The following is a 12,684-nucleotide window of genomic DNA, read 5'->3' as shown; positions in this document are numbered from 1 at the left end:
GGCGAACAGCAAGGCGGCGCCCAGGGCCAGCAGCAGCGAACCGATGCGCGCCCACCCAGGCGTCTGCAACGGAATCGCCCACAGCTGGCGGCCGAGCCACAGCAGCACCTCGCTCAGGCCCAGGCCGATCAAGCCGCCGGCCAGGGCCAGCAGCGCCGCCTCGCCGACGAACAGCAGGCGCACCTGCGCCGGCCGCGCGCCCAGGGCCTTGAGCAGGCCGATCTCGGCGGTACGCTGGTTCACCGCGATCCAGGTCACGTTCATGATCAGGATGCCGGCCACCAGCAGGCTGATCGCGGCGATGCCGGCCAGGGCCAGGCCGAGGGCTTGGAGAATGCCGTCGAAGGCGGCGAGCATGCTGTCCTGGCTGATCAGGGTGACGTCCTCCTTGCCCTCGTGGCGGGCCTTGATCAGATCGAGGATCTGCCGCTTGCCGCTGGCCATAAACTGCGGCCCGCGCAGCTCGGCGAACACCCGGAACAGCCCCTCGCGGTTGAACAGCACCTGGGCGCTGGCCACCGGGATGATCAGCATCTCGCCGAAATCCATGCCCAGGGATTCGCCGCGCTCGCTGAGGATACCCACCACCCGAAAACGCCGGTCGCCGGCGCGCAGCCACTGGCCCAGGGCCGGGCCGTTGCCGAACAGCTCGCGGCGCAGCTTGGCACCGATCACGCAGACCGCCTCGGCCTGGTCCGGCGGCAATATCGGGAGGATCTGCCCCTGGCCCACGCCGAGCTGGCGGATGGCGAAGAATTCGTGACTGGTGCCCAGGGTAAAGGCCTCCCGCGCACGATTGCCGACATTCACCTGCACCTGCCCGGCCTGCAACGGCGCCACCCGCCGCACGCTGGGCAGGCGGCCGATGGCCTCGGCGTCGCCCAGGGTCAGGTCGCGGGTGGCCAGGCCGGTGATCGGCGGCATGCCGCCGCTGGTTTCCTTGCGCCCCGGCAGCACGATCAGGGTATTGCGCCCGAGCATGGAGAATTCACCGATGACGAACTGCCGCGCGCCTTCGGCCAGACCGGTGAGCAGATTGACCGCCACCACGCCGATGGCCAGCGCCAGCAGCAGCATCAGGCTGCGCGAACGGTGCCCGGCCAGGGCGCCGAGCATCAGCCCAAGGCCGTCAGCCGCGCGCATCCACCATCTCCTTGCGGGTATCGCTAATAATGCGGCCGTCGCACATGCCCAGCCGGCGTGCCGCCCTGGCACCCAGGGCGGCGTCGTGGGTGACGATCAGCAGGGTCAGGCCCTCGCCGTTGAGCTCTTCCAGCAATCTGATCACCTCAGCACCGGAATGGCTGTCGAGGTTGCCGGTGGGCTCGTCGGCCAGCAGCAGCGCCGGCTGCATGACCATGGCGCGGGCGATGGCGACGCGCTGGCGCTGGCCGCCGGACAGCTCGGCCGGGCGGTGCCTGACCCGGTCGCCGAGGTTCAGCCGCTCCACCAGGCGCGCGCTGCGGCGCTGACGCTCGGCCGGCTCGATACCGGCCAGGAGCATCGGCAGCTCGATATTCTCCAGGGCGCTCAGGCGTGGGATCAGGTGGTAGGACTGGAACACGAAACCGATATGGCGGCTGCGCAAGCCGGCGCGGCGGATCTCGTCCAGGCTGGCGGTGGCCTCGCCGTTGAGCCAGTACTCGCCGCTGTCCGGCGCATCGAGCAGGCCGAGGATATTCAGCAGGGTCGACTTGCCCGAACCGGACGGGCCCATCACCGCCAGGTATTCGCCCTTGGCCACCGCAAGGTCCACCCCATCCAGGCCCTTGATCTGCTGATCGCCCAACACGAAACAGCGGCTCACGCCACTCAGGCGGATCATGGCGCGGCCGCGTCCGTAGGCTGCACCGCCACGCCATCGCCCAGGCCCTCCTGCTCCAGGCTGGCGAGAATCCGCTCGCCTTCGCTGAGGCCCTCAAGCACCTCGCTCCAGCGCCAGTTGGCCAGGCCAAGCCTCAAGCTGACCTCACGCAGCACCCCGTCCGCCGGGTCATAGCGCAACACCCGGGCGCCTTCCAGCAGGCTTTCGGTGGGGATGCGCAGGGTCTCCGGGCGCTGCTGCAGAAGGATTTCCACATCGGCGCTGTAGCCGGTGAGCAACAGCAGATCGGCCGGCAGCGGGTCGAAGCGCACCTCGACATCGACGGTGCGCGCCTGCCGCTCGAGGTCGCGCACAAAGGGCGCGATACGGCTGACGGTGCCGGCATACTGCTTGCCGCGAAAGGCATCCAGGCTGATGCGCACCGGCATGCCGGGCTTGACCCGGGCCGCATCCACCTCATCGATGGGCGCCTCGACGTACAGGCAGCTGTCGTCGATCAGGTCCACCGCTGGCGGGGTCGGAATGCCCGGCGGCGAGGGGGTGACGAACTCGCCGACTTCGCCGTTGATCTCCGCGACTATGCCGGCGAAGGGCGCGCGCAACGTGGCCTGATCGAGCAGCGCGCGCTGCAGGCTCAGGTTGGCTTCGGTCTCGCGGATGGCCACCGCCGCGCCCTTGCAGGCCAGGGCCGACAGGCGCGCGCGAGTGGCACTCTGGTCGACCCGGTCCTCGGCCACCAGCTGGCGCGCGCGCAACTGCGCCAGGCGCCGGTGATCACGCTGCTCCAGCTCGGCCTGCAGGCAACGCTGCTCGCGCTGGTTGGTCTGCCCCTGCAAACGCTCCTCGACCTCGCGCAGGCGTGCCTGCAACTCGTCCTGACGCAGGCGCATCAGCACCTCGCCGGCGGCCACCCGCTGGCCCTCCTCGACCAAGCGCTGCTCGACCCGCCCGCCCAGGTTGAACGACAGCTGGGTGCGCCGGCAGGCCTTGAGCGTGCCGGCGCGGGTATTGGCCACCAGGGTCTCCACCGCGCCGCGCTCCACCGCCACCAGGCGCACCGGCAGCGGCTGCGGCCGGCTCCACCACCAGAGTGCCACCGCCAGGCCCAGCAGCAGTGGCAGGGCTAGCCATAATTTGCGCATCTATTTCTCCTTGAGTCGCTTTCAGCCTAGGCCAGCGGCAACCACGCAACAATGCGCCAGGTCAGGGAATCAGCCAGCAACGCCTGGCCTTTGCCCAGACAGCGGTTCACACTTTGCTTTAGACAAAGACGCGAGGAACGCCGCAATGAGCGCAGCCATACAACAGCCTCAGGTAGAACGGCTGGAAATCGACCAACTGACCTGCTGGCGCGTGCGCACCGCCGAGGCCGAACTGCTGGTGGCCCAGCAGGGTGCACAGATCCTCAGTTACCAGCGCGATGGCGAGCAGCCGCTGATCTGGCTCAGCCCCCAGGCCGCCTACCAACGTGGCCAGGGCGTGCGCGGCGGCGTGCCGATCTGCTGGCCCTGGTTCGGCGACCTGCGACGCAACCCGCAGGCGGTGCAGGCGCTCTACCAGGGCGGCAGCCTGGTGCCGTCCCACGGCCTGGTGCGCGACCGCGACTGGCAATTGCTCGGTATCGACAGCCAGGACGCCGGAGTCAGCCTGAGCTTCGGCTTCAACAGCCTGGAGCAGCCCTTGCCGGGTTGGCCGCATGCCGCCGAACTGACCTTCACCATCCGCCTGGATCGGCGCCTGCATATCGAGCTGAACAGCCGCAACCTGGGCGCTACGCCCCTGGCCATCAGCCAGGCGCTGCACAGCTACTTCGCGGTCGGCGATATTCGCAAGGCTCGGGTCGAAGGCCTGCACGGCTGCCGCTATATCGAAACCCTGGAAGACTGGCAGCCACGCCAGCAGGGCGGCGCCCTGGGCTTTGCCAGGGAAACCGACCGCATCTACCTGAACACCCCGGCGCAACTGAGTATCCACGACCCGGCCTGGCGCCGGCGCATCCAACTGCACAGCAGCGGCTCAGCCTCGGCGGTGCTGTGGAACCCCTGGATCGACAAGGCCAGACGCCTGTCGCAATTCGCCGAGGATGCCTGGCAAGGCATGCTTTGCGTCGAACACGCCAATGTGCTGGACGACATCTGCGTACTGGCGGCCGGCGGCGAACAACAGCAGATCGGCCTTAGCCTATGGAGCGAGGCGCTGGCGGATTAGAGCGGTCAGGCGTAGGGGGCGCCGCGCACACCAGGGCAGGCGATAAGTATCACGCGCCCTTCGACTCAGGCTCAAGCGCTAGCCTCAAGCGGCTTACCGAGCCGGTTTTTAGCGCAGTAGGCGTGAACCTTTGGTTAAGCCCCGAGTGAGCGAAGCGAACGGCTTGAACCACAGGCTAGGTGGCTTTGTGATCAGGGGCAGTCATATGTGATTCCGTCACTAGATACGCTGCAGCGATTGCAGCTAATGACAAGGCGTTTATCCCCAGAAACAACGGTGCCGTTGTCTTCGGTATAACGCTGGTTCTCCTGCCACTCAGCCTTTCTGTCGGAATCAAAGCTTATATAGTCTCCTGGCCAGTCACTCGACTTGTACCGCAGACGCAACTGGTTCCTGTTCGATATGAAGGCTTCAGCTTCAACCCACTCGGTCTTGAACGGCGAGGGGATGCCGGCTTCGTTCTGACGCAACAGAGAGCCGTCCCGCAGCTGAAACCTGGCAATAAAGCCCCGAAGCGACGGATAGCACCAGTCATCCTGGAGCCAGGCAACTTCGTCACTGCCCGCCCGCCTCCAAATTTCACCCGGATATGCCCCCGGAAGCTCGATCGCTCCGCGACTCTCCCAAGCGTCAACCAGCCATTGCCTGGCACCATCAAGCTGCGGAATGATTGAGAGCGCCGCAGAGATGGCGCCGACAGTGAGTACTCCCGCCCATATTCGATGTTGCGTGCTTGGCTGCATGGCGGCCTCCTCTTGATGCGGCGCGGCTCTATCAGCAACTGGGCCATCTAGCCGCGTTTTACAGATCGGCCTCCTCGACCAGCCTTACCCCATTGGCATCCAAGGCATACGCCGCATCCGCCAACTCGTTGTTGACCTGTTCGATCTTCAGCGTGCCGCTGACCCATAGCGGGGCGTAGATGTCTTCGAGTTCGATGCCTTTGGGGTAGCGCACCAGCACCAGTTGGTTCGGTGGCGGTGGCGGAACATGGATGCAGGCGCCGGGGTAGGGAACCAGGAAGAACAGGGTGCTGCGGCCTTTACTGTCGGTTTCCAGTGGTACCGGATAGCCGCCCAGGCGCACCGCCTTCCCATCGAAGGCGGCGACGGTTTTGCTTGAGTACATCACCGCCGGCAGGTTCTGGTCCTGCTGCTTGAGGCCGCCGGGGTTGTAGAAGCCGCTGTCCTGTTCGAGACCCTGGTGGCTGATCTCGGGCATGTCTTCCAGGGCCTGGCGATCTTCCGCCGGCATCAGCTCAAGCCAATCGGTTTCCGGCAGTTCGGCGCAGGCCAAGGTGCTGATAAACAGCAGGGGTAACAGCAGATAGCGCATCGGTGGACTCACAAGGCAGCAGGCATCAGCCCTTTTTGACAGCGCCATAGATAACCAGCAGCACCACCGCACCGATCACCGCACCGATAAACCCGGCAGCTTCACCGGCCTGATAGATGCCGAGGGCCTGGCCACCGTAGGTGGCGGCGATCGAACCGCCGACGCCCAGGAGGATGGTCATGATCCAGCCCATGCTGTCATTGCCCGGCTTTATAAAACGGGCAAGCAGGCCAACGATCAGGCCGATAAAAATGGTTCCGATAATGCTCATGGCAATACCCTCCGTGTCAGTATCCGCTGCGCCGAGATTGGCACAATTGGTCTGTAAGGCTAGCGGGTCAACCCAGTTCCGGCAGGCGCCGGTGCACAGGCAGCGGATTGCCAGCCCACAGGGCACAGATTGTCAGACGAACCCAGGTGCGCAAGGTTCCCGCTGAGGCCGCTCCTGGCAGCCTCAGCGAGTGCTTCAGACCTTGGCGATCAGCGCCTCGACCACGGCGATCTGCCGGTCCAGGGTCGCCCGGTCTGCGCAGCGCAGGGTGGCGTGACCGACCTTGCGGCCGACCTTGAAGGCCTTGCCGTAGTGATGCAGGCGGCAGTCGGCGATGGCGATGACCTGCTCCACCGGCGGCACCACACCGATAAAGTTGAGCATCGCGCTTTCACCGATCTTGGCAGTCGAACCCAGCGGCAGGCCGGCGACGGCGCGCAGGTGGTTTTCGAACTGGCTGCACTCGGCACCTTCGATTGTCCAGGGCCCGGAGTTGTGCACACGCGGGGCGATTTCGTTGGCTTTCAGGCCGCCATCGACTTCGAAGAACTCGAAGGCCAGCACGCCGACGTAGTCGAGCTTGCTCAGCACGCGGCTGACGTAATCTTCTGCCAGGGCCTGCAGTGGGTGATCGCTGCTGGCGATGGACAGCGCCAGCACGCCGCTGTCGTGGCGGTTGTGCACCAACGGGTAGAAGCGCGTTTCGCCATCGCGGGCGCGCACCGCCACCAGCGACACTTCGCCAGTAAAGGGCACAAAGCCTTCGAGGATGCACGGCACGCTGCCCAGCTCGGCAAAGGCGCCGACCACATCTTCAGCCTTGCGCAGGACCTTCTGGCCCTTGCCGTCGTAACCCAGGGTGCGGGTCTTGAGTACCGCCGGCAGACCGATGCTGGCCACGGCCGCGTCGAGGTCAGCCTGCGCCTGGATATCGGCGAAATCCGGGGTGGGAATGCCGAGCTCCTTAAACATCGACTTCTCGAACCAGCGATCACGGGCGATGCGCAGGGCTTCGGCACTCGGGTAGACCGGGACGAACTGCGAGAGGAAGGCCACGGTCTCGGCCGGCACGCTTTCGAACTCGAAAGTCACCAGATCGACTTCATCGGCCAGCTGGCGCAGGTGATCCTGGTCGCCGTAATCGGCGCGGATATGCTCGCCCAGGGCTTGCGCACAGGCATCCGGCGCGGGGTCGAGGAAGGCGAAGTTCATCCCCAGCGGCGTGCCTGCCAGGGCCAACATGCGGCCCAGCTGGCCGCCACCGATTACACCGATTTTCATGGGTCGATCTGCTCCTGATGCACGGGGCTACAACAAATGGGCTTAACCGCGCGGGTCCGGATTTTCCAGTACGGATTCGGTCTGCTCGGTACGGAACGCCTTCAACCGCTCGTGGAATTGCGGGTGCTGGTGACCGAGGATGCTCGCGGCGAGCAGCGCGGCGTTAATCGCACCAGCCTTGCCGATGGCCAGGGTGGCGACCGGAATACCGGCGGGCATCTGCACGATCGACAACAGCGAGTCGACGCCCGAGAGCACCGCCGACTGCACCGGCACACCGAGTACCGGCAGGTGGGTCTTGGCCGCACACATGCCCGGCAAGTGCGCCGCACCGCCGGCACCGGCGATGATCAGCTGAATACCGCGACCGTCGGCCTGCTCGGCGTACTGGAACAGCAAGTCCGGGGTGCGGTGGGCGGAAACCACCTTGACCTCATAAGGAATGCCCAGCTTGTCCAGCATCTCGGCGGTGTGGCTAAGGGTGGACCAATCGGACTTGGAGCCCATGATCACGCCAACCAGTGCGCTCATCGTCGTGCCTCTTCTTCATCAGGTGCCCGTAGGCGCTGCAGAAACTAACAAGCCACGCTGGAAACCAGGCGTGGCTTGTTAGTAATGAATTATGGCGGTGCGGACCGCCAAAGGCCGCGCAGTATAGCGTAAAGCCTGGGCTGGCGTGCACCCCGGCGCGCCGTTTGTCGAGGAGCAGTCCGCGCGATGCCTTCCTGCATTAAGGGTTAAACCGCGCTTAAGGCGGCTGAGCGGCATTTTGTAAATGGACGAGTGGCGCAGAAGCGGACTGGCAAAGACACTGCGAAGCTTGTGCGCCCCCTCCCAGCGGTGCTCGGCCTGCCGCATCTGCTGGGGCATGGCCCGCTCCTACACTCAACGCCCGACTTCGCCGCTTTCCAGCTTGCGCCAGAGCAACCGCACAGAGGCCTTGCGCACCAAGGCGCAGCGGTACAGGCGAATCTCCAGTGGCGCCTGCCACTGTTCATCGCCGCACACCACCAGTTCGCCACGGGCCAATTCGGCGGTCACGCTCAACCTCGGCACCCAGGCCACACCCATGCCTTGCAAGGCCATGCTTTTCAGGCTGTCGGCCATCGCCGTTTCGTACACCGTGGTCGAACGCAGCGCGCGCTGGCGCAGCAGCAGGTTGACCGAGCGACCGAGAAACGCCCCGGCGCTGTAGGCCAGCAGCGGCACACTCTGGCCGCTGTTGAGGTCGAACAGCGGCGCGCCGTCTTCGCCCACCGCGCACACCGGGAGCATTTCCGTGCGGCCCAGGTGCAGCGAGGGGAAGATTTCCGGGTCCATCTGCAGCGCGGCGTCGGGGTCGTAGTAGGCGAGGATCAGGTCGCAGGCGCCTTCACGCAGCGCATGCACCGCTTCGCCGACGTTGGTCGCCACCAGACGAGTGGTCAGCGGCAGACCTTCGCGGCGCAGGCGGGCGATCCATTCGGGGAAAAACCCCAGGGTTAGCGAGTGCGCGGCGGCAATCTGCATCACCTCGCCTTGCTGGCCTTCGAGGTTATGCAGGTGACGCACCACCTCGCCGAGCTGCTCGACCATGCTGCGTGCCGTGACCAGAAACAGCTGGCCGGATTCGGTCAGCTCGATGGGCGTGCAGGCGCGGTTGACCAGGGTCAGGCCGAGCATGTTCTCCAGGCTGCGAATCCGCCGGCTGAACGCCGGCTGGGTGACGAAGCGCTTCTGCGCCGCCTGGGAGAAGCTGCGGGTGGCGGCCAGGGTGACAAAGTCTTCCAGCCATTTGCTTTCAAGGTTCATCGTCACTCCTGGTTTTGTAGGGTGGATGACGCTCTTTGTATCCACCTGGTCTCGTACGGCGTGTGGGAGGCGCGGAGGGTGGGTTAGCCGCTTGCCGCCATTGCCAAACACCACGCCATTCAAGACGCGGCGTAACCCACCACCGGCGCAACGCGGTCGATCGCCTGGTGGGTTACGCGCCGCGCCACACACGCATGAGGGTATAGACCGGTGTGTGGCGTCGCTAACCCACCCTACTACTCCCACAGGTACGGTGTACGCTCTGATCAAGCAGCACGTCACGCCAACGTTATGCCGATTATGCATGACCCAGCGCTTAACAGCATTGGCCAGTATCAAGCTGCAGCCCCTAATCTACGGGCCATCGCGGCATATGCCGTATTTCCTGAGATGACCTTGATCATGTCCCCTGCTGCATCTACTCGCCTCGAAAAAGACCTGCTCGGCACCCTCGACGTTCCGGCTGAGGCCTATTACGGCATCCAGACCCTGCGCGCCGTGCAGAACTTCCGCCTGTCCGGCGTGACGCTGTCGCACTACCCGAAACTGGTGATCGCCCTGGCCATGGTCAAGCAGGCCGCAGCCGACGCCAACCGCGAGCTGGGCCACCTGTCCGCCGCCAAGCACACGGCGATCAGCACCGCCTGCGCACGCATCATTCAGGGCGAGTTCCACGAGCAGTTCGTGGTCGACATGATCCAGGGCGGGGCGGGCACCTCGACCAACATGAATGCCAACGAAGTCATCGCCAATATTGCCCTCGAAGCCATGGGTTTCGAGAAGGGTGACTACAAGCAGCTGCACCCCAATAACGACGTGAACATGGCGCAGTCGACCAACGACGCCTACCCCACCGCCATCCGTCTGGGCCTGCTGCTCGGCCACGACAGCCTGCTCACTGCGCTGGACAAGCTGATCCAGTCGCTCTCTAAAAAGCAGCTGGAATTCGGCCATGTGCTGAAAATGGGCCGCACCCAGCTGCAGGACGCCGTGCCGATGACCCTCGGTCAGGAATTCCGCGCCTTCGCCACCACCCTGGGCGAAGACCTGCAGCACCTCAAGCTGCTCGCCCCCACCCTGCTCACCGAAGTAAACCTGGGCGGCACCGCGATTGGTACCGGGATCAACGCCGACCCGCAGTACCAGCTGCTGGCGGTCAAGCGCCTGGCGATCATCAGCGGCCACCCGCTGACCCCGGCCGCCGACCTGATCGAAGCCACCAGCGACATGGGCGCCTTTGTGCTGTTCTCCGGCATGCTCAAGCGCACCGCAGTCAAGCTGTCGAAGATGTGCAACGACCTGCGTCTGCTCTCCAGCGGCCCACGCACCGGCATCAACGAAATCAACCTGCCGCCGCGCCAGCCGGGCAGCTCGATCATGCCCGGCAAGGTCAACCCGGTGATCCCGGAAGCGGTCAACCAGGTGGCCTTCGAAGTGATCGGCAACGACCTGGCGCTGACCATGGCCGCCGAAGGTGGCCAGCTGCAGCTCAACGTGATGGAGCCGCTGATCGCCTACAATATCTTCGACTCGATCCGTCTGCTGACCCGCGCCATGGATATGCTGCGCGAGCTGTGCATCGACGGCATCACCGCCAACGAAGCGCGCTGCCGTGAACTGATGGAAAACTCCATCGGCCTGATCACCGCGCTCAACCCCTATATCGGCTACGAAAACGCCACACGCATCGCCAAGGTGGCACTGGAAACGGGCCGCGGCGTACTGGAGCTGGTGCGCGAAGAAAAACTGCTGGGCGACGCCGAACTGGCCGACATCCTGCGCCCCGAGAACATGATCGCCCCACGCCTGGTGCCGCTGTTGCCGGGCTGAGCATGCTCGGCGAGCTCCTGACCTCAACATCGAGCACATGGGCGGCCGCGAGTAAGGTGCGGTATCTACACCAGCGACAACGCACAGTCATAACGCGGCGCTGATCATGAGCAACACCCGCACAGGGATGTGCGGGGCTTCTGCGCCTACCCGGTGCGGCGGCATAGCCGGCAGGAACCGGCGGCCAACGAGATGCCCGACGGCATCCAGGGCATACCTATAAAAGCAACCTCACAGGGTGACCCCATGAACAGGCTCGACCGCCGTCGTCTCTTTTCTTAAATGCCAGCACAGCCCACCCAGCCAGACCGGTTGCGATGCCCTTCTGCTGCGGCCCACGGCTTGCCAAAAGCCGCGGCAGATTGCTGTGTCGGCGCACAAGCCATCGCCAGCGCCTGACTGTGCGGGCTTGCAGCACTGGGGCACCCGTGGCGTTCGCCAGCGCCGCCCGATTCGGGCGGCGCTGCGGCGTCATTATCATGCAAGGGCAAGCCGGCGACTGTGCCAGTAAAAGTCGCCGCAACTGCTGCTTATGCCGCCACAGATGCCGAGCTAGGATGTGACATCGCAGCCGGAGCCTCGCCATGTACACACCTTCCGCCTTCCGCCAGGACGATCTCACGCAGCTGCATCAGCAGATCAGCGCCTGCCCCCTGGCCAGCCTGATCAGTCAGGGGGCAAGCGGCCTGCTGGCCAGCCATCTGCCGCTGTTACTGGCCCCCGACGAGGGCGAGTTCGGCACCCTCTACGGCCACTTCGCGCGGGCCAACCCACAGTGGCACGAACTGCTGCAGGGCGAAACCCTGGCTATCTTCCAGGGGCCGCAGGCCTATATCAGCCCCAACTGGTATCCGAGCAAAGCAGCAGAGGGCAAGGCCGTGCCAACCTGGAACTACATTGCCGTGCATGCCTATGGCCGGGCACGGCTAATTGAAGATGGCGAAGGCCTGCTGCAGCTGGTCAGCCGCCTGAGCGCAGAGCATGAGGCGGGGCGCGAGCGACCGTGGGCGGTCAGTGATGCGCCGCGGGACTATATCGACAGCCTGCTGCGCGCCATCGTTGGCTTCGCCCTGCCGATCCAGCGTATACAGGGCCAATGGAAGCTCAGCCAGAACCGCACGGCGGCAGATCGCCACGGCGTGCGCGCAGGGCTCAATGCCAGCCCTGCCGCCACAGATCGCGCACTCGGCGCACGCCTGACGCCCTAGCGCCGCGTTACTCGATCTCGAACAACCCGTTCTTCAGCGGCGCCTCCGCCAGGCGCTGGCGCACGTCGTCGTCGATGCGCGGGTCGTCCGGACGGTACAGGCGCACCTGGCGATAAGCGCTGATGCGGTTGATCTCGCTGCCCAGGTATTCCCAGACCACGCGGGTGCAGGCCGGGCTGCGCCGGTCGCCGCTGGAGACGCCGGTTTTCAGGCCGTTCAGGCGGGTGATGCGGCTCTTGTAGCTGGGAATCAGGATGGTCTGACTCATCTCGTTGAGGGTCAGCGACTCGTAGTCCAGCAGAAACAACCGGTCCTGCAGCTGGAACGCGGCGCCCAGGTAACGGCAGCGCACCCAGTCCTCGCCCTGCACATCGGCGCTGGCGGAGCGTTCCTGGCGCTCCTGACGCTCGAACAGGAAGTCGCCGTCTTCCTCCCACAGCTGCACCAGCGACAACAGCACGGTGCCCGGCACCGACATGCAGTTGGAGTACTCAAAGTAGTAGCCGCAATAGCGCGACAGGTTGCCGGCATGCGCGCGCAACGGCTTGAGCAATTCCATCAGCGCGTCGGTGCGCGCGCCGGCATCCTGGCCCGGCGCGCGCGCGCCAATCAGGTCGGCGAACTGCTCGGCGGGCAGGCTCAGCTCATAGGCCTCGACGCCAAAAAAGTCGCAGATGCGCTTGAGGTTGTAGGCCGTTGGTCGGCTCTGGCCGCTGAGGTATTTATTGAACTGGGCGCGATTGATCGCCAGCTTGCGGCAAACCTCGGCGATCGACCGGTAATGGCCGCACAACAGCTTTAGATTGGGCCCTAGGTGGTCGGACATGGCGGTTTTCCTGGTGATGCGAGCGACGCGATTCTAGCATCAACTCGCATCAGTTAGCCGCCACCCGCGAAATTGCACCCCAGGCGCGTCTGCTTAACCATTCGGCCCC

Annotated in this window: 13 protein-coding genes; 3 read left to right on the top strand and 10 right to left on the bottom strand. The window is 65.1% G+C overall.

Features of this window, described 5'->3' with window-relative positions; translation table 11 throughout:
- From WA145_RS16955 to WA145_RS16945, 3 genes are all read right to left on the bottom strand, one after another.
- On the bottom strand, window positions 1-1,143 hold a 1,143-nt coding region (locus tag WA145_RS16955), incomplete at its 3' end, for an ABC transporter permease (RefSeq protein ID WP_422582694.1).
- A complete protein-coding gene (locus WA145_RS16950; RefSeq protein ID WP_422582693.1) occupies window positions 1,130-1,825 on the bottom strand; it encodes an ABC transporter ATP-binding protein in 696 nt (231 codons plus the stop codon). The genes WA145_RS16950 and WA145_RS16955, both read right to left, overlap by 14 nt.
- Window positions 1,822-2,967, bottom strand: a complete 1,146-nt coding sequence (locus WA145_RS16945) for an efflux RND transporter periplasmic adaptor subunit (protein WP_422582692.1) — start codon at window positions 2,965-2,967, stop codon at window positions 1,822-1,824. The genes WA145_RS16950 and WA145_RS16945 overlap by 4 nt, the downstream gene beginning before the upstream one ends.
- A gap of 145 nt (window positions 2,968-3,112) precedes the next feature.
- On the opposite strand from WA145_RS16945, the gene WA145_RS16940 reads away from it, so the two are divergent.
- On the top strand, window positions 3,113-4,033 hold the full coding sequence (locus tag WA145_RS16940; protein ID WP_422582691.1) for a D-hexose-6-phosphate mutarotase: 921 nt from the start codon (window positions 3,113-3,115) through the stop codon (window positions 4,031-4,033).
- Window positions 4,034-4,224: 191 nt separating this feature from the next.
- Here the strand turns inward: WA145_RS16940 and WA145_RS16935 are convergent, their stop codons facing one another.
- From WA145_RS16935 to WA145_RS16910, 6 genes are all read right to left on the bottom strand, one after another.
- Complete coding sequence (locus WA145_RS16935) at window positions 4,225-4,776, bottom strand: hypothetical protein (protein WP_422582690.1); 552 nt, start codon at window positions 4,774-4,776, stop codon at window positions 4,225-4,227.
- A gap of 58 nt (window positions 4,777-4,834) precedes the next feature.
- Window positions 4,835-5,368: a DUF3299 domain-containing protein gene (locus tag WA145_RS16930; RefSeq protein WP_422582689.1), complete on the bottom strand. Its 534-nt coding sequence runs from the start codon at window positions 5,366-5,368 to the stop codon at window positions 4,835-4,837.
- Between the two features lie 25 nt (window positions 5,369-5,393).
- Window positions 5,394-5,639, bottom strand: a complete 246-nt coding sequence (locus WA145_RS16925; RefSeq protein ID WP_422582688.1) for a GlsB/YeaQ/YmgE family stress response membrane protein — start codon at window positions 5,637-5,639, stop codon at window positions 5,394-5,396.
- 195 nt (window positions 5,640-5,834) lie between these two features.
- Complete coding sequence (locus WA145_RS16920; protein WP_422582687.1) at window positions 5,835-6,920, bottom strand: 5-(carboxyamino)imidazole ribonucleotide synthase; 1,086 nt, start codon at window positions 6,918-6,920, stop codon at window positions 5,835-5,837.
- A 42-nt stretch (window positions 6,921-6,962) separates the two neighbouring features.
- On the bottom strand, window positions 6,963-7,451 hold the full coding sequence (gene purE, locus WA145_RS16915; RefSeq protein WP_422582686.1) for a 5-(carboxyamino)imidazole ribonucleotide mutase: 489 nt from the start codon (window positions 7,449-7,451) through the stop codon (window positions 6,963-6,965).
- Window positions 7,452-7,805: 354 nt separating this feature from the next.
- The gene (locus tag WA145_RS16910; RefSeq protein WP_275960146.1) at window positions 7,806-8,711 is read right to left on the bottom strand and encodes a LysR substrate-binding domain-containing protein; all 906 of its coding nucleotides are present in this window, start codon (window positions 8,709-8,711) and stop codon (window positions 7,806-7,808) included.
- A gap of 402 nt (window positions 8,712-9,113) precedes the next feature.
- Here WA145_RS16910 and WA145_RS16905 point away from each other — a divergent pair, with 402 nt between their 5' ends.
- Together WA145_RS16905 and WA145_RS16900 are read left to right on the top strand one after the other, a co-directional pair.
- Entirely contained in the window at window positions 9,114-10,541 is a 1,428-nt protein-coding gene (locus WA145_RS16905; RefSeq protein ID WP_422582685.1) for an aspartate ammonia-lyase, read from the top strand.
- Between the two features lie 584 nt (window positions 10,542-11,125).
- A complete protein-coding gene (locus tag WA145_RS16900; protein ID WP_422582684.1) occupies window positions 11,126-11,749 on the top strand; it encodes an FMN-binding negative transcriptional regulator in 624 nt (207 codons plus the stop codon).
- Between the two features lie 7 nt (window positions 11,750-11,756).
- Here the strand turns inward: WA145_RS16900 and WA145_RS16895 are convergent, their stop codons facing one another.
- Complete coding sequence (locus tag WA145_RS16895; RefSeq protein ID WP_422582683.1) at window positions 11,757-12,575, bottom strand: helix-turn-helix domain-containing protein; 819 nt, start codon at window positions 12,573-12,575, stop codon at window positions 11,757-11,759.
- Window positions 12,576-12,684 lie beyond the last annotated feature (109 nt).

The sequence above is a fragment of the Pseudomonas sp. genome, from assembly GCF_049301935.1.
Classification (GTDB): Bacteria; Pseudomonadota; Gammaproteobacteria; order Pseudomonadales; family Pseudomonadaceae; genus Aquipseudomonas.
This window is presented reverse-complemented; position numbering and strand designations above follow the sequence as displayed.

Excerpts from the sequence above, each read along its gene's own strand:
- WA145_RS16930 (WP_422582689.1), bottom strand. The coding sequence starts at position 5,368 with ATGCGCTATCTGCTGTTACCCCTGCTGTTTATCAGCACCTTGGCCTGC.
- purE (WP_422582686.1), bottom strand. The coding sequence starts at position 7,451 with ATGAGCGCACTGGTTGGCGTGATCATGGGCTCCAAGTCCGATTGGTCC.
- WA145_RS16940 (WP_422582691.1), top strand. The coding sequence starts at position 3,113 with ATGAGCGCAGCCATACAACAGCCTCAGGTAGAACGGCTGGAAATCGAC.
- WA145_RS16895 (WP_422582683.1), bottom strand. The coding sequence starts at position 12,575 with ATGTCCGACCACCTAGGGCCCAATCTAAAGCTGTTGTGCGGCCATTAC.
- WA145_RS16905 (WP_422582685.1), top strand. The coding sequence starts at position 9,114 with ATGTCCCCTGCTGCATCTACTCGCCTCGAAAAAGACCTGCTCGGCACC.
- WA145_RS16925 (WP_422582688.1), bottom strand. The coding sequence starts at position 5,639 with ATGAGCATTATCGGAACCATTTTTATCGGCCTGATCGTTGGCCTGCTT.
- WA145_RS16935 (WP_422582690.1), bottom strand. The coding sequence starts at position 4,776 with ATGCAGCCAAGCACGCAACATCGAATATGGGCGGGAGTACTCACTGTC.
- WA145_RS16950 (WP_422582693.1), bottom strand. The coding sequence starts at position 1,825 with ATGATCCGCCTGAGTGGCGTGAGCCGCTGTTTCGTGTTGGGCGATCAG.
- WA145_RS16910 (WP_275960146.1), bottom strand. The coding sequence starts at position 8,711 with ATGAACCTTGAAAGCAAATGGCTGGAAGACTTTGTCACCCTGGCCGCC.
- WA145_RS16945 (WP_422582692.1), bottom strand. The coding sequence starts at position 2,967 with ATGCGCAAATTATGGCTAGCCCTGCCACTGCTGCTGGGCCTGGCGGTG.
- WA145_RS16900 (WP_422582684.1), top strand. The coding sequence starts at position 11,126 with ATGTACACACCTTCCGCCTTCCGCCAGGACGATCTCACGCAGCTGCAT.
- WA145_RS16920 (WP_422582687.1), bottom strand. The coding sequence starts at position 6,920 with ATGAAAATCGGTGTAATCGGTGGCGGCCAGCTGGGCCGCATGTTGGCC.